At 47.8% G+C, this 20,588-nt stretch carries 17 protein-coding genes; 12 read left to right on the top strand and 5 right to left on the bottom strand.

Annotated elements, in window-relative coordinates; all coding sequences use genetic code 11:
- From OGV69_RS07365 to OGV69_RS07375, 3 genes are read left to right on the top strand one after another with little or no spacing between them, the layout of a single operon-like run.
- Window positions 1–1,110 carry a glycosyltransferase family 4 protein gene (locus tag OGV69_RS07365; protein ID WP_038632877.1) on the top strand — a complete coding sequence of 370 codons (1,110 nt, stop codon included), beginning with the start codon at window positions 1–3 and terminating at the stop codon, window positions 1,108–1,110.
- 2 nt (window positions 1,111–1,112) lie between these two features.
- Window positions 1,113–1,520: a hypothetical protein gene (locus tag OGV69_RS07370; protein ID WP_038632874.1), complete on the top strand. Its 408-nt coding sequence runs from the start codon at window positions 1,113–1,115 to the stop codon at window positions 1,518–1,520.
- A gap of 31 nt (window positions 1,521–1,551) precedes the next feature.
- Window positions 1,552–2,943 (top strand): DUF4832 domain-containing protein, encoded by a 1,392-nt coding sequence (locus OGV69_RS07375; protein WP_069324621.1) that lies wholly within the window; start codon window positions 1,552–1,554, stop codon window positions 2,941–2,943.
- A gap of 46 nt (window positions 2,944–2,989) precedes the next feature.
- On the opposite strand, the gene galE is transcribed toward OGV69_RS07375, so the two are convergent.
- The 3 genes from galE to OGV69_RS07390 all read right to left on the bottom strand — a co-directional run bounded on the left by galE (window position 2,990) and on the right by OGV69_RS07390 (window position 5,870).
- Window positions 2,990–4,006 carry a UDP-glucose 4-epimerase GalE gene (gene galE / locus OGV69_RS07380; RefSeq protein ID WP_038632871.1) on the bottom strand — a complete coding sequence of 339 codons (1,017 nt, stop codon included), beginning with the start codon at window positions 4,004–4,006 and terminating at the stop codon, window positions 2,990–2,992.
- A gap of 67 nt (window positions 4,007–4,073) precedes the next feature.
- Window positions 4,074–5,012 carry a glucosamine inositolphosphorylceramide transferase family protein gene (locus tag OGV69_RS07385; RefSeq protein ID WP_038632867.1) on the bottom strand — a complete coding sequence of 313 codons (939 nt, stop codon included), beginning with the start codon at window positions 5,010–5,012 and terminating at the stop codon, window positions 4,074–4,076.
- Window positions 5,013–5,234: 222 nt separating this feature from the next.
- Entirely contained in the window at window positions 5,235–5,870 is a 636-nt protein-coding gene (locus OGV69_RS07390; protein ID WP_038632863.1) for a carbonic anhydrase, read from the bottom strand.
- 328 nt (window positions 5,871–6,198) lie between these two features.
- Between OGV69_RS07390 and OGV69_RS07395 the strand changes: the two genes are divergently transcribed.
- The gene (locus OGV69_RS07395) at window positions 6,199–6,699 is read left to right on the top strand and encodes an anti-virulence regulator CigR family protein (protein ID WP_038632857.1); all 501 of its coding nucleotides are present in this window, start codon (window positions 6,199–6,201) and stop codon (window positions 6,697–6,699) included.
- Between the two features lie 79 nt (window positions 6,700–6,778).
- Here the strand turns inward: OGV69_RS07395 and OGV69_RS07400 are convergent, their stop codons facing one another.
- Window positions 6,779–8,527 carry a sigma-54 interaction domain-containing protein gene (locus tag OGV69_RS07400; RefSeq protein ID WP_069324607.1) on the bottom strand — a complete coding sequence of 583 codons (1,749 nt, stop codon included), beginning with the start codon at window positions 8,525–8,527 and terminating at the stop codon, window positions 6,779–6,781.
- Between the two features lie 380 nt (window positions 8,528–8,907).
- Here OGV69_RS07400 and dpaL point away from each other — a divergent pair, with 380 nt between their 5' ends.
- The 6 genes from dpaL to OGV69_RS07430 all read left to right on the top strand — a co-directional run bounded on the left by dpaL (window position 8,908) and on the right by OGV69_RS07430 (window position 18,644).
- On the top strand, window positions 8,908–10,122 hold the full coding sequence (dpaL, locus tag OGV69_RS07405; RefSeq protein WP_069324622.1) for a diaminopropionate ammonia-lyase: 1,215 nt from the start codon (window positions 8,908–8,910) through the stop codon (window positions 10,120–10,122).
- A 32-nt stretch (window positions 10,123–10,154) separates the two neighbouring features.
- Entirely contained in the window at window positions 10,155–11,339 is a 1,185-nt protein-coding gene (locus OGV69_RS07410) for a YgeY family selenium metabolism-linked hydrolase (protein ID WP_038632852.1), read from the top strand.
- Window positions 11,340–11,406: 67 nt separating this feature from the next.
- The gene (locus tag OGV69_RS07415; RefSeq protein WP_069324608.1) at window positions 11,407–12,999 is read left to right on the top strand and encodes an N-acyl-D-amino-acid deacylase family protein; all 1,593 of its coding nucleotides are present in this window, start codon (window positions 11,407–11,409) and stop codon (window positions 12,997–12,999) included.
- A gap of 78 nt (window positions 13,000–13,077) precedes the next feature.
- Window positions 13,078–14,364, top strand: coding sequence for an MFS transporter (locus OGV69_RS07420; RefSeq protein ID WP_038632846.1), 1,287 nt, complete (start codon window positions 13,078–13,080; stop codon window positions 14,362–14,364).
- A gap of 418 nt (window positions 14,365–14,782) precedes the next feature.
- The gene (gene evgA / locus OGV69_RS07425) at window positions 14,783–15,397 is read left to right on the top strand and encodes an acid-sensing system DNA-binding response regulator EvgA (protein WP_038632843.1); all 615 of its coding nucleotides are present in this window, start codon (window positions 14,783–14,785) and stop codon (window positions 15,395–15,397) included.
- Between the two features lie 4 nt (window positions 15,398–15,401).
- Window positions 15,402–18,644 (top strand): response regulator, encoded by a 3,243-nt coding sequence (locus OGV69_RS07430; RefSeq protein WP_069324609.1) that lies wholly within the window; start codon window positions 15,402–15,404, stop codon window positions 18,642–18,644.
- A gap of 76 nt (window positions 18,645–18,720) precedes the next feature.
- Here OGV69_RS07430 and OGV69_RS07435 read toward each other — a convergent pair whose 3' ends face one another.
- The gene (locus OGV69_RS07435; protein WP_069324610.1) at window positions 18,721–19,350 is read right to left on the bottom strand and encodes a YfdX family protein; all 630 of its coding nucleotides are present in this window, start codon (window positions 19,348–19,350) and stop codon (window positions 18,721–18,723) included.
- A gap of 281 nt (window positions 19,351–19,631) precedes the next feature.
- Between OGV69_RS07435 and OGV69_RS07440 the strand changes: the two genes are divergently transcribed.
- Together OGV69_RS07440 and OGV69_RS07445 are read left to right on the top strand one after the other, a co-directional pair.
- Window positions 19,632–20,228 carry a DUF308 domain-containing protein gene (locus tag OGV69_RS07440; RefSeq protein ID WP_069324611.1) on the top strand — a complete coding sequence of 199 codons (597 nt, stop codon included), beginning with the start codon at window positions 19,632–19,634 and terminating at the stop codon, window positions 20,226–20,228.
- Complete coding sequence (locus tag OGV69_RS07445) at window positions 20,228–20,575, top strand: HdeA/HdeB family chaperone (protein ID WP_077223924.1); 348 nt, start codon at window positions 20,228–20,230, stop codon at window positions 20,573–20,575. Before OGV69_RS07440 ends, OGV69_RS07445 begins: the two co-directional genes overlap by 1 nt.
- Window positions 20,576–20,588 lie beyond the last annotated feature (13 nt).

Genomic DNA, 20,588 nt, shown 5'->3' on the forward strand with positions numbered 1-20,588 from the left:
ATGAAAAAAATAACGGTTTTTGGCACACGAGGTATTCCGGATGTGTTGGGCGGCGTGGAGACTCACTGCCAGAATCTTTATCCTGCTATTAAGCAGCAGCTCGATGTTGATATTTGTGTTATCGCTCGCTCACCGTATGTGAATTACAAACGGTCAACGTATAAGAAAGTCGAAACCTATGCGCTGTGGGCGCCCAAAAAACGTTCGCTGGAAGCGATTGTTCATTCCGTTTTGGCGGCATTGAGGACAGTTTTCGACCATTCGGATATTGTGCATGTGCATGCTATCGGACCAGGCCTTGTGATCCCATTATTACGTGTTTTAGGCAAAAAGGTCGTTTTTACCCACCATGGGCCTGACTACGATCGTCAGAAATGGGGTTTCATTGCCAAAAAAATACTGTTGCTGGGTGAACGCTGGGCGGTGAGATACGCCAACGAGGTGATTGTGATTTCTGAGGTGATTAATCAACTGATCCAGAAAAAACATGGTCGCTATGACGCGCATTTAATTCACAACGGTGTGAACGATCCGCGGTTATTATCTGAGCTGACTATCGAAAATACGCTCTCCCGCTTTAGGCTACAGCCGAAAAATTATCTTGTGGTGGTTGGACGATTTGTCGAAGAAAAAGGGATGCATGACGCCATCGCCGCTTATCAACAAAGCGGTTTGACCATGCCGCTGGTGTTAATTGGCGATGCGGATCATCCGACTGAATACAGCATTCGCCTCAAAAAGCAGGCCGCCGACACGCCAGGCGTCGTGATGACCGGATTTTTACGCGGTGATGAGCTGCAGGCGGTATTTTCACAGGCGAAACTGTTTGTGATGCCTTCATATCACGAAGGTCTGCCTATTGCGTTGCTGGAAGCGATGTCCTTTTCTCTTCCCGCCGTGGTCAGTGATATTCCGGCGAACCTGGAAGTTCAGCTACCTGCCGAAGCCTATTTTAAGGTCGGGGATGTGAACAGTCTGGCCGAGAAATTAACCCAGTGGGTGACAGCCAATCGCGTGGACTATCGTGTATATTTGCAAAACTATAATTGGTATGAAATCGCCAAAAAGACAGTCAACGTCTATCACTCAATTGATAAAGATATAGGTTAATTTTGACCAGTCCTCAAAATCGTCCTCCCGTCATCGAGCGATTCTACGCTCACCTTGATGAGCAAATAGCGGCGGGGTTGACCCCGGAACAAAAAGCAGGGGTAGAAAACGCGATCCTGGCCTCGACATTGGCGTCACGGCATCAAATTGATATTCGCCGGAGTTTTCCTTTTTTCAGTAAACGTTTTTATCTGGTTTTTTTGTTTGGCAGAGATTTACGCCGCCAGCATCGCCAGGAATCGACTTTATCGCGGATCTTGCTCACTTTTTTGCTGTTGATCGCCGTGCTGTTCGTCACCTGCTGCGTATTGCTGACGTTGTATATGATCAAATCAGCGTTAGGTATTGATGTATTCCAAAATTTTCACGTCGGTATTTGGGACTGGTGGTTAAATCTGAAAAACCACTAGCGTGATTAAACCAGTGGGGGGCGTTACTGCGATGAAGAGTAAATGGGTTTCTGCGCTATTGGGTATGTTCCTCCCGCTGTCGGTCATGGCCGCATTAACGACCGTAACTCCCAAAGCATTGACGGGGCCGTTAACTAATCCGGGGATTGGCGTTGCCAGTTTTCATCAGGGATACGGTGAAACGCTGAGTCTGGCGGATTATCCCAATACCGGGTTCGAATATGAGCGATTTTACTGGCGAGATCTGGAACCTGTTGAGGGCCAGTACAATTTTGCGCTGGTGGATGATGCCTTTAAATACGCTGCGGCGCATCGTCCTGCGATGAATGTCGGGCTACGATTTATGGCGCTTGCCGACCCGGCGGACGGTACTAAAATTCCCGACTGGCTGATTAAAAAAGGCGTAAAAGGGACCTGGACGTCTGATAATAAGACTTTTGTGCCGGATTTAGATGACCCTTTGTTTATCGAATACAGCCAGCGACTGCTCAACGCATTGGGTCAGCGCTACGATGGTAATGAGAATCTCGCTTTTGTTGATATCGGCATGGTGGGTTCGTGGGGAGAGTGGCATAACAGCAACTTCCCCGACCTGCAGCCACTCATGCAGCGATACACCACCGGACAGTTGGATCGCTACGTTGCGATGCACTTTTCTGCCTTTCCCAAAACGCCCAAAATTATGCTGATAAGCGGTGGGCAAAGCCTGGCAAATGCGGTGGCGCGTGGGGCCGGGTGGCGAGCGGACTGTTGGGGCGACCTGCGCGTGTTTTCAGACTCGTGGAATCATATGCAAGATGACTATCCTCAGCGATTACTGGCAGCGCAGCAAAGTTATGCAGGCTTTAACGATGCCTGGAAAAGCGCGCCGGTGAGTCTGGAAATCTGTTCGTATATGCAGGACTGGAAGAATTCTTTTCATTATACGCGCGCCGAAGTGCAGGGGATTTTTGACTGGGCGCTCAAGCAGCATGCCAGTACCATCAACCTGAAATCGAGAGCGATACCCAGCGATTATCGACCGATTGTCGACGATGCGCTGACCAAACTGGGCTACCGATTTCGCTTAGCGTCCCTGAGCCATGAGTCAGTGTGGAACAGTGGACAAACTCTGACGTTGAACAGTACCTGGTATAACGATGGAGTGGCACCGATCTATCTGTCCTATACGCTGGCATTTCGTGTAGTAGACAGTGCTAATAAGGTGGTGGCGCAGGGCAATGCGGCGGATGATATACGACATTGGCTCCCTGGAATTCATCAGGTTAGTTATGCGCTGCCTATGCCGGAGCAGTTGGCGAAAGGGCAATATGCGATTGAGGTTGCGATGCTGGATAAATCCGGCGCCGCGAGAATCAACTTGGCCAATGAAGGGAAGCAGAGCAACGGCTGGTATCGTGTATCAACAATAACGTCACGCTAGCCTGGTAAAGCCACGAACCTGGCGACCAGGCTCGTGGCTGAGAACATCACAGGTTATAACCATTCGGGTTATTTTTTTGCCAGTTCCACGTGTCGCGCATCATTTCATCAAGGCTATAGATAGCCTGCCAGCCTAACTCTTTTCGCGCCAGAGAAGGGTCTGACCAACACTCGGCAATGTCTCCGGGTCTTCTGGCGACAAACTGATAATTAATTTTTGTCTGCGCCGCTTTTTCAAACGCCTCAATGAGGTCTAGTACGGAATACCCGACTCCGGTACCAAGATTAATCACCTTGTAAGCGGCGCCTTTGTTCTGGGAATCCAACGCGGCTAAGTGGCCGGTCGCCAGATCCATGACGTGTATATAATCACGAACGCCAGTACCGTCGGAGGTTGGGTAGTCATTACCGTATACCGACACGGTCTCAAGTTTACCAATCGCGACCTGGGAGATATACGGGACCAGATTATTGGGAATACCGTTAGGATCTTCGCCAATTCGACCCGATGGATGGGCACCGGCCGGGTTAAAATAGCGCAGGCAGGTGATGCGAAAATCGGGCTGTGCGCGTGAAAAATCGGCCAGAATCTGTTCGACCATTAATTTAGACGTGCCGTACGGATTGGTCGTACCGCCCGTGCGCGACTGCTCGCTTAGCGGCACGCTTTCCGGATTACCGTATACCGTGGCCGATGAGCTAAAAATAAAACGATTCACGCCTGCGGCCCGCATCTCATCAAGTAATACCAGCGTACCCGTGACGTTGTTTTCATAGTAGGCGAGGGGTTCTTTTATCGACTCCGAAACCGATTTGAGTCCCGCAAAATGAATGACATCAGTGATGTTATGGCGGGTGAAAATGTTCTTTAACGCCTGCCGATCCAAAATATCGGCGATATAGACAGTCGGTTTCCTTCCGGCGAGTTCCGCGACTCTGTCCAGCGAGACTTGACAAGAGTTCGACAGATTATCAATGACAACGACATCATCGCCTCTTTCCAGTAGTGTTAAAACAGTATGTGAACCAATATAACCTGCGCCACCAGTGACAAGAATTGCCATACAGACTCCAGATGAATGCCAGAAACCCGAACGATTTTCTACCAACGTCACCCGAAAATCCAGTGAATCAGTTATATCGATGGGAGAGATATACATTTCTGTATTTTATCATGAATTTATATGATAATTTTTTAAAAATCGCCAACAAACTGAACTTGTTTATTTTTGAGTCATAAACAATATAGTTATTTGAGAAGTTTAGTGTATGGACACCATCACTGTGGTTGATCGAGGAATTGATTTTCTCGATCAGGCTTTCATCGAAAACAGTATCATTTAATGTGACTAATTCTTTGATGTAGATGGATTTTCCGTAGGTTTCTGGTGTGCACTCCTGGGTGAGGAAGTACATTTTGTTATCGACAAGGTAAGGCGCGCCGGCTCCCCGGTGGTGGTGGTTGCTCACCTTCAGTGAGGGGGCAATCCGCTGCCACTCCCCAAAGATATTCTCAGCAGAGTGAATAATGATTTCATTATCCATTGTGGTGGATAAAAGATAGCAGGTTTCATTAATTGTGAGAAACACATTATCTGTTACTTCAGTATCCGATATTAAGACTTTGATTTTCTTCCAGCGTACCGGGAATTCTACCGACTGAAACAGTATGACTTCTTTTCTTTCTGAAGACTCAGGGATCATGAATAGCTGATCGTTGATATGAATCAGGAAAGGGAATGACAAATGACACTTTAAGTCGTCAAAGCCCTCAAGTTTAACATCATCGATTTCAGTCAATTCACGATCCAGGACGCGGCATCTTAGCGTACCTTTCGAATTTCGAAAGCTAAAAGCTTCATAAAAAACATACAGTTTATCGGCCTTTTCAACAATAAAAGGGTCGGCCTGAAACGTATATTTCTTTGTTAACTGCTGGGCAGTAGTTTTACTCAGTATTTCCAGAGTGTTATCGGGGAATAAGTGTGAGCCATGATCCTTTAGAATCATGATGTCCCACGACTCATGATAGAAAAATGTTTTAATTATTTTTTTTATTTTCGTTTGCATTCGCGCCTGCTCCTTTAATTACCTGCATCTTAACAAAAATCTCATACGAACAGCTAATTTGCTGCTGCGTACATGATATCTGTCGTAATGTTGAATGAATGCGCGAAGACTAATGCAGAAACATCAAAGGCTATTTTTAAAAATTAGGTCCGGGTGTGTTTTTTGTCTATAGCACAAAAGTAGGAAATAATTATCCAGAGCATCCTTGCTCCAGTGGAGGGTTTACTCGAAATGCACCTGCGGATTGTCAGCAAGGGAAACGTAGGTTTTGCTGTTTTTATCCAGGGTACGAATTTCACCGCTTTCGATGTCATACACCCAGCCATGCAGACGCAGCGCATTATTTCGCAGCCCAACAGCAACGGAAGGGTGCGTTTTAATATTGTTCAACTGAGCGATAACGTTCTCTTCCACCATGGCGTTAACTTTATCGATGGGATTATCCCAGGTTTTCTTCTCGACCACGGCCTTAGCTGCATCGGCATAGTGCAGCCAGTGCGCCACTGCGGGCATTGGATCGAGGGGCTGGCTATCAGCAATGGCTTTCATCGCGCCACAATTGGAATGGCCACAGATGACAATATCCGTCACACCGAGTGCGACTACCGCATATTCGATGGTGGCGGAGACACCACCGGGTTCCGGTCCGAAAGAGGGGACGATATTGCCGGCGTTGCGGATAACGAACAACTGCCCGGGCTCTTGCTGAGTCACCAGTTCTGGCACCAGACGGCTATCGGAACAGGAGATGAAAAGCGCTTTTGGATTCTGGCTGGATGCCAGGCTGCGGAAGAGTTCCTTACGTTGAGGGAAAATCTCTTTTTGGAAGTTGAGGAAGCCCTCAATGATATGTTGCATAGCAGTGTCTCTTTTCTCTGTTTGAGCAGGTTATGATGAAGATCACACTTTCCAGTTTAACACCAGTCGACAGAAGCGAAAGAGTTTATAGCAGTTTTGCAACATTTTTGACTAATTTTTCTCCACCGTAGCGAGGGCGAAATGTGATACGCGTTCTGCCGTTCTGAGTTAACAGATGGCGGGGGCAAACTGCAAATGGGGATATTCGCAAGCCTACGCCTGGCAAAATGACATCGCTTTTTTTGCCAATAAATCGGAGTTATAGCGATAGCAAGTCATCATGGAATACCTTACATTTTTATATGTATCCACATCTTAAGGAATCATCATGTCCAGACTCCGTACTTTAGCAACGGCTTTAGTCGCCGTTGCCGCGATGACGATGTGCGCCACCCCTGTATTCGCTAACCCCGGTAACGGTAACGGCAATGGTAATAGTGGCAACCATGGTAATAGCGGAAACAAAGGTAATAGTGGTAACAGCCAGAAAGGAAACGCCGGCCAAAAAAATAATGCACATACGGAACAGCGTAAAAATTATGGCAAGCCGGATCACGTGGATAGCGACATCAGCTATAACGTGGCCAGGCAGTATGCTGTCAGATACGGTTTGACAGGGTATAAATCACTGCCGCCAGGCATTGCCAAAAATCTGGCGCGAGGAAAACCGCTTCCTCCGGGGATCGCTAAAAAAAGCGTTCCACCTTCTATGTTGAATCAACTGCCGTATTATCCTGGTTATGAATGGCAGGTCGTTGGCGACAATCTGGTGTTGATTGCACTGAGCACGGCGATTGTCACTGCCGTTATTAATGGCGTGTTTGATTGATTCGCCACGGAATTAATTTACTCTGTTGTGCCTGCTGGACGCCCGCATTACGCGGGCTTTTCGTTAAGTAAGGTCAGCTTCATAACCCGTACAGCTTTATTTTTCGATAAAGCGTGGCAATGCTGATCCCCAGTTCGGTCGCTGCCTGTTTTTTCCCCTCCACGCTTGCGCCAAATCGCTGGATGACATTTTCTATGGCCTCCCTTTCCGCTTGTTTTCCCTTATTAGCAAGCTGCTGAGGCTGGGCTGTCATCGACGTTTTTCTGCTGTCAGCTGCGGTGAGCAGGTAAGGAGGCAGATGGCTGGCGTTGATCCCTGCGGCTTCCCCGCGCATCACGAAAATATATTCGATAACGTTACGTAATTCACGAATGTTGCCAGGCCAGTGCCAGGCATAGAGGCGGTTGATGACGTCATCGGGAAGTTTTTGTGATGGTCGCTGATAACTGACCGAAAACTCATCGGCAAAATATTGTGCGAGGACCGCAATATCTGCCCGCCGTTCGCGCAACGAGGGAAGAACCAAAGGGACCACGTTCAGGCGATAGAAAAGATCTTCGCGAAACTGATTACTCTCCACCATCGCGTTAATGTTTTTGTTAGTCGCGGCAATAATTCGTACATCAATATTGATGGTGTTGTTAGACCCGACGCGGGTGATCGCTTTTTCCTGCAGAACCCTGAGCAGCTTAGCCTGCAGATGAAGCGGCATATCGCCGATCTCATCCAGAAACAGACTGCCGCCGTTGGCCAGTTCAAATTTTCCCACGCGGCCTTTGGGGTCGGCCCCACTGAATGCGCCGCGCACATAACCAAACAATTCGCTTTCCAGCAACTGTTCGGGAATGGCAGCACAGTTGATGGTTACGAAGGGGGCGGCTTTACGGGGGCTGCTCTGGTGAATGGCAAATGCCACGACCTCTTTTCCTGAGCCACTTTCGCCGGTAATAAGCACACTGGCATAGCTGTTGGCGATTTTACCGATGGTGCTTCTGAGCTGTTCCATCAAGGGGGAGTGACCAATCAACCGCACCTGGGTGTCGGCCTCATAAGGCGATGGAAGAAGGGTACTCAGGTAGTCGTGCGCGTCACGAAAGATAATCATGGTTAAGCGATCGTTATCCAAAGACGAGAGCGAAATTTGCTTGCACAGTACATGGTATTTCTGACCTTCGAGCGTCAGCCAGGCCTCCTCATCGCCATACAAACTGTCCCCGGTTGTTTCAATGGTCAACGGTAATCCCTGAACCTCGCGATTGAGAATGCGATCGGCTGAATGGTTGGCATGCCAGACAAGACCATCACCATCGATTGCCACGACGCCGCGGTCCATGGCATCGATCAGACGGCGAAATGCGCCCAGCCTTTCTTGCGCGCGTAAACGTTCCAGACATTCAAAAACCTTACTGGAGATCATCACGGCTATTTGCTCAATGAAAGTAACAAATTTCTCAATCTGGCTCAGGAGGGTGTCGCGCTGCGCCTGGGTTGAGCAAATAATCCCGATCACCCCAATGACGCGATTGTTGAGAAAAATTGGTGCGTTCAAATCCAGCATTTCAGAACAATAGTGGTGTTTTTCACATAACTGACACAGCGGATGTTCGCCAGGATTTTTGATCAGCACCGTTTCCCGCACCTGCAAAACGTGGCGGTAGATGTAGCCATTTTTTGCCACGTTTTCATTGAGCATATGCCGGTATTTACCGGTGCCAGCGATGCGCATTAAAGATTCATCAATGATCTCAACATCCGTTCCGGTGATGCCAGAAATAGCATCGGCATAATTGCATATATCATCCTGAATATTGCTGAGTACTGAAATCATGCTACTTCTCCGGCGCGTGTCGCATTTCTCATGGAAAATGATAAATAGGCGAACTAATCCAAAAATGACTTGCGAAAAATCAATCTACCGCTCTGTTTTAGTATGTTTTTTTTATTTTATCTTCCGCGATCACACTATTTATCAATTATGAGAATTTATCAAAATGAAACGATAAACTAACGCGATGATATTTTTGGCTGCAAATATTGCATTCTATCTATTTAATTGAAATTTAAGTGTTTATTAAATTATTCATAAGATTTTACTCAATTAATAAAAAGCTGGTAAGCATTTTGCTCTATTGGCATTACCGATAGCGGAAATATCTCTGTATGACATCAATTGCAGGGAATGGATTACCAGCACAATGAGGTTTTATGATGCAGGAAAACTTATCATTTTTTATCAACCAGACACCGTTTACCGAACATCCGAACGCGCCGTTGGCTCCGTTTAGCCGCCAGGAGTTGGTCAAAGCGTTGAATTTTCATCGGTCTATTCCGGGATATTCCCCAACGCCGTTGTATACGCTGCCGGCACTTTCACAAAAACTGGGCGTAAAAAATATCTACCTCAAAGATGAGTCGCAGCGTTTTGGCCTGAAAGCTTTTAAAGCGCTGGGCGGTTCCTATGCGATGGCGTGCCATATCGCAGAATTAGTCGGTAAAGATATCAGCGAATTACCGTTTGATGTGATGACCAGCGAAGAGGTGCGCCGCGATCTGCAAACCGTCACGTTTGCTACCACCACCGATGGCAATCACGGTCGCGGCGTTGCCTGGATGGCGCGACAGTTGAAGCAAAATGCCGTGGTTTACATGCCAAAAGGTTCTTCACAGCAACGTCTGACGTCGATCCGTAACGAAGGCGCTACCGCCGAAATCGTCGATATGAACTATGACGATGCGGTTCGCATGACCGCGGAACAGGCGGAAAAGCATGGCTGGATAGTGGTGCAGGATACCGCCTGGGAAGGGTATGAAAAGATCCCGCAGTGGATTATGCAGGGTTACGGCACGCTGATGCTGGAGGCGATCGACCAGCTGCATCAGGTTGCGCCGACGCATATTTTTGTTCAGGCAGGCGTTGGCTCGTTTGCCGGCATGGTTCAGGGAATGGTGACAGCGGCATGGGGAGAAAATCGCCCGAAAGTGATCGTCGCCGAGGCGTTAATTGCCGATTGTCTCTACCGCTCCGCCCGCTCGAAAGAGGGTGATGCCATAGCGGTGGGCGGAGATTTGCAAACCGTGATGGCTGGTCTCGCCTGCGGTGAGGCAAATAGCATTGGCTGGAAGCTGTTGCGTGATTATGCCACCGCATTTGCCTCCTGCCCGGATGAGGTTGCGGCGCTTGGCATGCGCATGTTGGGTAATCCGCTGGCAGGCGATCCGCAGATCGTTTCTGGTGAGTCCGGGGCGGTGACGACCGGCCTGCTGTCACTGCTGATGTCCTCGCCTGAACTGGCGCAAACGCGTGCGCAACTGGGACTGAATGAGCATTCCCGCGTGTTGTTGATAAGTACTGAGGGTGACACTGACCCACAACAGTATCTGGATATTGTCTGGGGCGGTCAGTACCCGGGCATCAACAAATAATTTCCTGATTGAGAATAAGAACGGAGAAACCCATGTTATCTGCAAACCGTATTGAAGAAGTGATTAAAAACTGTCAGGCGCTAATCCAACAAAAAAGTTATTCCGGTCAGGAAGGGGAAGTGGTTAATGCCATAAAAACAATGATGCAGCATTACCAGTTCGATGACATCCATGTAGATAAGTACGGCAACATTGTTGGCGGTATCGTGGGTAATCAGCCAGGGAAAACGCTGGTCCTCGATGGACATATTGATACTGTACCGGTGAACGAAGAGAAGTGGACCCGCAACCCGTACGGCGGTGATATCGAAGATGGCAAGATTTATGGTCGCGGTACGACCGATATGAAAGGCGCCGTGGCGGCAATGATCTCTGCCGTGGGTTTTTTCGGCCAGGACAACCAGCGTAATTTCGCCGGGAAAATCTACGTTGCCTGTATCGTGCATGAAGAGTGCTTTGAAGGCATTGCCGCTCGTCTGGTCAGCGAGCGCTATAAGCCAGACTACGTAATCATCGGTGAAGCTTCCGAGCTAAACCTGAAAATTGGCCAGCGTGGCCGTGCTGAAATTGTGGTTGAAACGTTTGGTAAACCTGCGCACTCCGCCAACCCGCAGGCAGGGATTAACGCGGTGTATAAAATGGCGCAATTGATCGACAAAATTCGCACCATTACCCCGCCAACGCACCCCGTACTCGGGCCTGGCATTCTCGAACTGACCGACATTAAATCTTCGCCGTACCCGGGTGCCTCGGTCGTGCCGGATTACTGCCGCGCAACCTACGATCGCCGTTTGCTGGTGGGCGAAACCAAAGAAAGCGTCATTGCCCCGCTGGAAAATGTCCTGGCAGAATTCATCACGCAGGATCCGCAGTTTAAGGCCCGTGTCTCCTACGCTGTGGGCCAGGAGTCTTGTTATACCGGTGCCACCATTGAGGGGGAGCGCTTCTTCCCGGGCTGGGTGTATGACGAGTCGGACGAATTCGTGCAAGCCGCTCTGGCTGGCGTCCGCGAGGCCGGGTTTAATCCGACCATCACGCAATACTCATTTTGCACCAATGGTAGTCACTATGCGGGCGAAGCGGGAATTAAAACTATCGGCTTCGGACCTTCGCGTGAAAATCTGGCGCACACCATTGATGAGTATATCGAGATCGATCAGTTAACCGGTTCGGCCAGCGGCTATTACAGCATCATCCAGACACTCTATCGCCAATAAAAGAACGATAAAAATCCTCTTACCTTACAGGCGGTGCCGCGCAGCGCCGCCGCAATGGAGAATAACGATGAAAACCATTTTCAAAAACGGAAATGTGATCGATGGGACGGGCAGTGAAGGCAGAATTGCCGATGTGGTCGTTGATGACGGACGTATTGTCGCAATCGGTCAAATAGAAGCTGGCGTCAATGAACAGGTTATTGATGCCACGGGAAAAATTATTTGTCCTGGCTTTATTGATACCCATACGCACTCTGACCTGTCGGCGATTATTAACCCCGCGCTGTCGGCAAAAATTCGCCAGGGAATTACCACTGAATTGCTGGGGCAGGATGGCGTCGCGTTAGCACCGTTGCCGGAAGAATATATTCCGGCGTGGCGTAAAAATATTGCCGGACTGGACGGTGATACCGACAAAATAGACTGGAAATATAAAAATACGGACGGTTATCTCAATCTGTTGGCATCACGACATCCGGCGACAAACCTTGCCTATTTAGTTCCGCATGGCAACGTGCGCATGGAGGCGATGGGGCTGGATGGGCGGCCTTCGACCCGTGAAGATGTGGCGAGGATGTGCGAAGTCCTTGAGCGGGAATTAAAAGCGGGCGCGTTTGGTCTTTCCACCGGGCTTATCTATATGCCTTGCGCCTTTGGCGATACTGCCGAAATGATTGAACTGTGCAAGGTCACGGCGAAATATAACGGGATCTTTGTGGTACATCAGCGCAGTGAAGCTGACGATATTATCAACTCAACGCAGGAGCTGATTGATATCGCCAAAGCCACAGGCGTCTGGCTACATATTTCACATATGAAGGTCTGCGGAAAGAAAAACTGGGGGCTGATCGACCAGATGCTGGGAATGCTGGAGCAGGCGCAGGAAGAGGGGATCCGCATCTCTTTCGACCAGTATCCCTATGTGGCGGGCAGCACGATGCTCGGCGTGATCCTGCCGCCATGGGTCCACTCCGGTGGAACAGACAAATTACTGGAACGCCTGGCCTCACCTGAACTGCGCGCCAAAATGATCGAGGATATTCAGCAGGGCATCCCTGGCTGGGATAACTTTATCGATTTTGCCGGTCTGGACCAGATTTTTGTTACCAGCGTGAAAACGGCCAAAAATCAGGATGCCGTTGGTCTGAACCTCGTCCAGTTGGGTGAATTGCGCGGGAAAGACCCCTACAACGCCACCTTCGACCTGCTTTATGAAGAAGAAAACGCCGTCGGAATGGTCGACTTCTACGGCACTGAAGAGCATGTGATTAAGTTTCTCTGCCGGCCAGAGCAAAACGTTTGTACCGACGGTTTAATGGGGGCCGGAAAACCGCACCCTCGCGTGTTCGGCGCATTCCCACGTGTGCTCGGTAAATACGTACGTGAAGAGGGATGTCTGAGCTGGGAAGCGGCAATTCGCAAAATGACGGGTAAACCTGCTGAGGTGCTGGGCCTGCAGGATCGCGGGCTGCTGAAGGTGGGTTACGCGGCGGATATTGTGATGTTCGATCCGAACACTATCGCTGATAGGGGCACGTTTGTTGAACCTAATCAGTATCCGCAAGGGATTGAAATTGTCATGGTTAATGGGCGCATTGCCTTAATTAATGGCACGGAAAGTTATGCCTGTAGCGGTACGGTTATAAGAAAACAATATTAATAAATAACGCTAAACACGCATTGATCTATCGCGACTATTTATGGCCGCGGTAGATCACTACACCCTAAGGACATCACAATGAACCTACAAACATCTTTACCTTCAGGTAAACCAAAGACCTGGAAAGCAAGATATACCGTCCTGACATTGATCTGGCTGGCGTGGCTCCTCTCTTTTCTCGACAGAATGGTCATGAGCGTTTCGCTCCCTTATATCGGCAAAGATTTAAATCTGGATACCACCCAACAAGGTTTAATTATTAGCGCCTTTTTTATTGGTTATGCCGCGTTTCAAATTCCCGGTGGTTTACTGGCGGATAAGTTTGGCTCGCGTAAAATCATGGCCATTGGTATTGCCTGGTGGTCTGTTTTCACCAGCTTAACCGGCGCTGTGCTGACGCTACCGCTAATGCTGGCAGTGCGCTTCTTCTTTGGTATCGGCGAAGGGTGCTTCCCGTCGGCCTCCTGGAAGATGATTTCGACCTATTTTCCGTCGAAAGAGCGCGGGCGCGCGACGGCGATTCAATCAACGGTGAATACCTTAGGCCCGGCGCTGGCGGTTGTGGTCGCAGCCAGCATTATTGGGGCTTTTGGCTGGCATATGGTTTTTATCGTGCTGGGTATTCCTGGACTGTTTATTGCCGCAGGGATCTACTTATTTACGCGTGACAACCCGAAAGATCACCCCGCCATTACGCAGCAGGATCTGGCGGAACTGGCCGTTGACGATCAGGGGGGGCTGCAAAATACCAGCGCTATCGCGTTTAAAGACGTACTCAAAATGCCGGTGCTCTGGCAAATGGCAAGTATCTGGTTTTTGTTTGATATCACCTTCTGGGGATTTTCAACCTGGTTGCCCAGTTATCTGATCACCGTACGTGAATTTTCTCTGGCCAAGACCGGCGTAATGGCGGCAATTCCCTTCCTGTTTGGCGCAGGAGGCACATTGTTAGGCGGATACTGTTCAGATAAATTCAAACCGATGCGTAAAATGTTGTACGTCGTCACCTCAGTCATTGCCGCAGGCTTCCTGTACCTGACCTTCAGCGTAAGCAGCGCAGATATGGCGGTGGTTTATCAGTGTATTTCAGCCCTGTTCATGTTCTTCGCTATGGCGACGTTCTGGGGAATTTTGATGGATACCATCCCCAGCAACATTATGGGACGGGCGTCGGGGATCGTTAACTTTGGCGGCCAGATGGCGGGCGTTGTTTCTGCACCTATCATCGGCTGGCTGATCCAAAGCAGCGCAGGAAGCTATAACAGCGCCTTTATCTTTATGATTGCCGCACTGTTATGTTCTGCCGTCGTTACGCTGACCGTGAAAAACTCGCGCGCGGTTGGAGCATTACCCAGTCAGGCTTGATTAATGTCTGTCTCCTGTGGCTCTGCTGTTTCAGAGCCACAGGGATTGACGGGCATCAACGTTTAATCACTCGCAATAACTGAATTTCCCGCCAGATGTATAGTTACCACTGCAATTCTATTCCTCTCCTTATTAAGAATTAAGCATAATAAATGAAAGACCAGTCCTACATGTGTAGGAATATTCCCTCTATAATGTGTTAATGATTTGATCTACAGAAAGGTTCAAGGTTTAATTCTTGTAAATCTAAATGTTATTTTTATGATTTATTCATCTTGATTATGAAAAAATCATAAAATATACACGTGACTATGTTAGAATTTGCGTCCTGGGTCTGGCACTTATAAATCAGTAATATTGAAGACTCACCTGCACTATAGCCATCGCCTCTCTTTATTTATCGGGATTCTTATACGCAATGAACGCGATAATCGTTGATGATCACCCTTTGGCCCGCATTGCCATTCGCAACTTACTCGATACTAATGGTATCACTGTGACCACTGAACTCGACAGTGGCGAGCAAGTCGTACAGGTGGTTGAAAAAAACAAACCTGAACTGCTAATTATTGATGTGGATATTCCTGGTATCAGTGGCATCGAGGTGCTGGAACAATTACGCAAGCGGCACTATGCTGGTGTGATCATTATCATTTCAGCAAAAAATGAATATTTTTATGGTAAACGTAGTGCTGAATACGGTGCTAACGGATTTGTGAGTAAAAAAGAAGGCATGAATAATATTCTTGCCGCCATCGAAGCCGCCAAAAATGGTTATAGTTATTTCCCTTTCTCCCTTGAACACTTTACTGGTTCATCGGCCAGCGAACAGGATAAACTTGATACGTTATCAACACAGGAAATGAGAGTGTTGCGTTATATCCTTAATGGTATGGATTACAGTACGATTGCCAGTAAAATGAATATCAGTAATAAAACGGTCAGTACTTATAAAAGTCGTTTAATGGAAAAATTAGATTGTTCTTCATTAATGGAAATTTATGATTACGCGCAAAGAAATAAAATAGGGTAGAGTAATGCTGGAACGCTTATTTATTTTTTTGATGGTCATATTTACCATCGGATTATCTACGGATGTGAGTTCAGCGCGCCAGGTTGAACTAAAAAGTAACTATAATACTGCGGTGCAAAATATCAGCTTAAACAGGGAAGAAACAAACTGGTTGGCGCATAAAAAAACATTAGTGGTTGGCACCTGGTTACCGGAAGTCTCACCTATTGTCTATCAAAACAGCGGGGAAAATTATCGGGGCGTTAACGCGGACTACCTTGCGCTAATGCAAAAAAGTCTCAATGTAAAAATTGTTATAAAGCAATATGATAACGAGCAGCAGGCGCTTGCCGCACTCGCCAGTAATGATGTTGATACGTTGATAACCCAGCTTTCCCGGCGGCAGGATGTCGGCGGGCATTTACTGCGCACATCGGCATTACTCACAACGTGGCCGACGCTTGTGACGTCATTAAAAAACACGATGCTACCGCTGATGACGAACCATAAGGTCAGCGTCGCCTGTGTGCGGGATTGCCCTTTTCTTAACGTTATCCAGGACGCTTTTCCTGATGCTAAAGTCTCATTTTATGACGACGAGTATCAGGCAATGGCGTCGGTGGTGAACGATGATAACCAATATTATATTGGTAACAATATTACCACTAGTCATTGTATCTCGCGGTATTTCTCGCAATCCCTGGTTATTACGCATTATTTTGATAAGCAAGAACAATATAATTATTTTGTGGTTAATGAAAATCAACCGCTATTAAGAAATATTCTTGATGGTTTTATTACGTCAATAAGTAATGAAATCCATATGCAGGTGATGCAGAACTGGTTAAATCGCGGTAATCTTGCTTATCTGAATGCGCCCATTCCTTTCAGTCATCAGGAAAAAGAATGGCTGAAGAATAAACATACTATCCGCATTTTGATCAACCCGGATTATCCACCCTATACGCTGGTAGATAGCAGCGGCGAGTTACGTGGTATTCTTGGCGATTTGCTGAATATTATTCATCTGCAAACGGGTCTTAATTTTGAACCTGTTTTGGCCACGTCCAGAAGTGAACAGACCAAACTCATCAGTGGTGGGCAGTGGGATATGTATCCGACGATCGCCCCGAATAACCAAAACCAGGATGATTCGGCATTGAGCGATCCGCTGATGAATGTTGCATTCGTGGTTATCACATCGCGCCAGGAAACAGCCGACTCGCTGCTGGGAAAACCGATACGTATTGCTCTGCCTGCCGGACATATTCTGGAACGTGGCCTCAAACAACAGTATCCGCAGGTGACCTGGGTGAATGCGGATACCGGTAGCGCTGCAATGGCTATGGTCAAGGAGGGCGACGTTGATGCGGCAATCGCGACCGAATTGTCGGCAAAGTTCATTACCGATCATTACTACCAGAATAATATGCACTTCTTCCGGCTGCCTGATATGCCAGGCGCAGCGGTGAGTTTTGCTATTTCTTCTCATGAGCCGATGCTGAAGTCTGTCATTGATAAGGCCCTGCAAGCCATACCTCCGCGTGAAATTTTACAGATGACGGAGAAGTGGTCGAAGATTTCCAATACCCAGGTTGATATCTGGAGCCGATATAGCAAACAGTTCTATCAACTGGGGTTATTTGCGCTGGTACTTATTGCTATTAGCCTGATCTGGGGGATATCACTCTCCCGTGAAGTCCGTAAAAGAAAGCAATCGCAGCGGTTACTGGAAGAACAGTTGCATCTGAAAGAGGTTTTATCTCAAGAGCTGGAGACCGAAAAGAATAAAGCGATTGCCGCCACAAAAGCCAAAAGCCGTTTTCTGGCGAGCATGAGTCATGAGTTACGTACCCCGGTAAGCTCGATTGTTGGTTTTGTGGAATTACTCTCAAGCTCTGAGCTCAGTCCGGCACAACGCAAAGAGGCCATTGCATTGACTGGGGCGACGGCTCAATCATTGCTGGGACTGATTGGTAAGATTCTGGACGTTGATAAGATTGAATCCGGAAAATATGAGGTTGTTCCCCAGTGGACCGATCTCTCGCAGCTTATTGAATTGCAGTGCCACTCTTTCGATGCCCTGGCCAGGCAGAAAGGTATATCGCTTGCCTGCGTCAGCCAGTTGCCAGTAAATGAACGGGTATTTGTCGATCAGCAGGCTTTGCGGCAAATTCTCACCAATCTGCTGGGAAATGCGCTGAAGTTTACGGCGCAGGGCAGTATTCATGTTACGGCCCGACTGACTCCGGACACAGATAATCACGGCACCCTGACAATCGCCATCAGTGATACCGGTTGTGGCATTAGCGAAGAAGAGCAGGCTGGACTGTTCCATCGTTATGCTCAGGGGCGTTGCGGACGTCAACAAACGGGGTCTGGTCTGGGGTTATTTATCTGCAAAGAACTGGTAACGCTGATGGGCGGTACGCTGGAACTGAGGAGTATTCCGGCTCAGGGAACCACGTTCACGATTACGCTACCGGTTGAAACTGCCCGACAATCGATAGTAGCGGATGGGGATACCCCGGGCGCAGTGTTGCCGCTACCGTGTCTGTCGATTCTGATCGCAGACGATAACCCAACTAATCGCCTGCTGCTTAAACGCCAGTTGAATACCATTGGCTACAGCGTGGATGAGGCCTGTGATGGCGAGGAAGCCGAAGCCAAACTGGCCAAAAAATCATACGACCTGTTGATAACCGACGTGAATATGCCGAAGAAAGACGGGTTTGATCTCGCAGCTTCACTACGTCGTCAACAACCTCACTTGCAAATATGGGGGCTGACGGCCAGTGCGCTCCCGCAGTCACGCGATCGATGTCTGCAAAACGGTATGAATTTGTGTCTGTTTAAGCCGGTGTCAATCCAGACGCTGACGCATGAACTGAGCAAAATTGACACGGGCTATGCGTCACCTTGTGCAATCCGGCATTTAAAATTCAATGTACTGACTGAAAATACCGGTGGCGATCGCGCATTAATGAACGAGATACTCGAAACATTCCGCGAAGCAACGCTGAGTGATTTACAAGCGGCTGAGAAAGCCGTTGCGCAAGATGAGCCGCAGCTGTTTTTGCGGGCGCTTCATCGGTTGCATGGTTCGGCGCAAATTCTGGGTATCACCGCGCTTCAGACGCTGTGCGAACCTTTTGAGTCTATGCGACATGACGATCTTCCGCTGGCTGTGCGGCAGCAGGCATTACAGAAAATTGTTGCTGTCATGCGAGAAATTGAAATTGAGATCGACAGTCTGATGAGCCATTAATCCCCCCGGATCGGGTAGCCGTAGCTGCCCGATCCGGAGAGAAATGTCTTGATTCATCACTCGTTAGTACAGAGTATTACTGGCCTGCACCCACCATTTCGCTATCAATAACAATACCTTCTTCAGCACCTTTTAACACAAGGTTAGCCTCATAAAATTTACCCGTGGACAGCAGTTTTTGGGCGCTGGCAACGGCTTTACGCGTCTGATTCAAAGGCATCAGGTATTGGGTCTGAAGCACGCTGATCCCTGCCAGTTGCAAGGTATCCACTGCACCTTTCCAGTCACCTTTGGCCATTTTGCCGTTCGCGGTTTTGATAGCAGATTCTTTTTCCGGCGTAGCAATATAATCTTCTGATAATGCGATCGTAGCGTTAATAATTACGTACTGATCGTCAATCATCTTCGCCTTAGGCGCTGCTTTGACAAATTTCGCCCAGTCGCTGCTGTCGCCTGCCAGCAGGGAAGCGGCGTCATTGGTTAATTTTTTTGCGCTGTCAGGCTGTCCGTGAAACAGAGCCAGACGAGCCAGTTGAATATCGCGCATCGCATTGGCGCCTTGTACGGCGACCTGCATAATATCGGCTGCTTCTTTTTGTACATTGGCTGTGGCTGTTTGTGCCGCAGTGGGAGTAGTGGCAGATGCCATTACCGGAGCTGAACCCATCATAGTTGCAAGCAGACCTGCAAGAATAATCTTTTTCATTACGTTCTCCTGAATAAAGTTGGTATTGTTCACCAAACGCAATAATCATATTAAATAAGTTTAAAGAGAGGAATCAGAGCCAGGATAGAATAATGAGCGCTTAATCTTACAGGTGTCAGACGTCTGACATGTGTAGGATTTAACGGATAACAACATTCCTTTCTTCTTATATACGCATCCTTATCTGAAGTCTTATTATTTCATTGTAAGTAATATGTATTGTGTGAGTATTAACTCTTTTATTAGTAGGTTACATTACGTTTACATGTAACGGAGGATGTATGTTCATTTTTAATCAGCAAGCCCTGAGAACGTTTAACGAAAAAACACTTTCTCATTATAAAAGCCACGCAACAATTATGGCGGTGCTGTTGTTGGTATGTGGTATTTGCTGCTTAATCTATCCTATCGCTGCTGGCGTTTATTTAAGCTATGCGACAGGTTTTATGTTCCTGGTGTGCGGTTTTTATTCTATTTATAGCCTGTTTAGCGCCGGGAAGAAGCAGTTGAAAGCCAAATTTACCTATGCATTTTTTGCTATCGCATGGTTACTGCTGGGGTACTGTTTCCTTGTTAACCCGGTGATTGGCATGAATTCGTTGGCTATGGTTTTTTGCTGCTTATTTATTCTTGGCGGTATTTTTCGTGTGGCTTCCGGAGTTCAAATGTTCCGCACTCCGGGCTATAGCTGGAACATTTTTATCGGCATTTTAGATCTGCTTATTGCTGGCGTATGGCTGAATATGGATCCCGACAAGTCTTACGTGTTTACCTCGATTTTTATTGGGGTCGAGATGATCTTCAGTTCTTTGGCTTTTATCAGTCTGCGCAGGAATACGAAGTTGGTAGCAACAGACAAACTTGCCAATAACCATTAATACTGTCTCTGGAGTGTATCGTGAATATTAAAATGATGGTTTCAGCTGTTGTTATTATGACCTCTGTTTTGGCTCCGATGAGCTGTGCGTTTGCTACTCAGGCAACCGAAGCTGCGCCACAAGATATGACCTGTAAAGAGTTTGCTGATATGAGTCGGCAATACATGACGGCAATTGCCTTTGTGATCGTTAATAAAAATTCTGACTTTAAAGGCGATGATTATGTTCCGCTGCATGAGGTGGAAACTGTCGCTGTTCCGAAAATGATTAACATGTGTCATCAACACCCGGATACGAAATTAGGCGAACTGACCGTAAATCTGAAGGGGGCCGGTCTGCACTACTGATTTACCGTTTCGA

The sequence above is a fragment of the Citrobacter sp. Cc139 genome, from assembly GCF_030334645.1.
Taxonomy (GTDB): Bacteria; Pseudomonadota; Gammaproteobacteria; order Enterobacterales; family Enterobacteriaceae; genus Citrobacter; species Citrobacter werkmanii.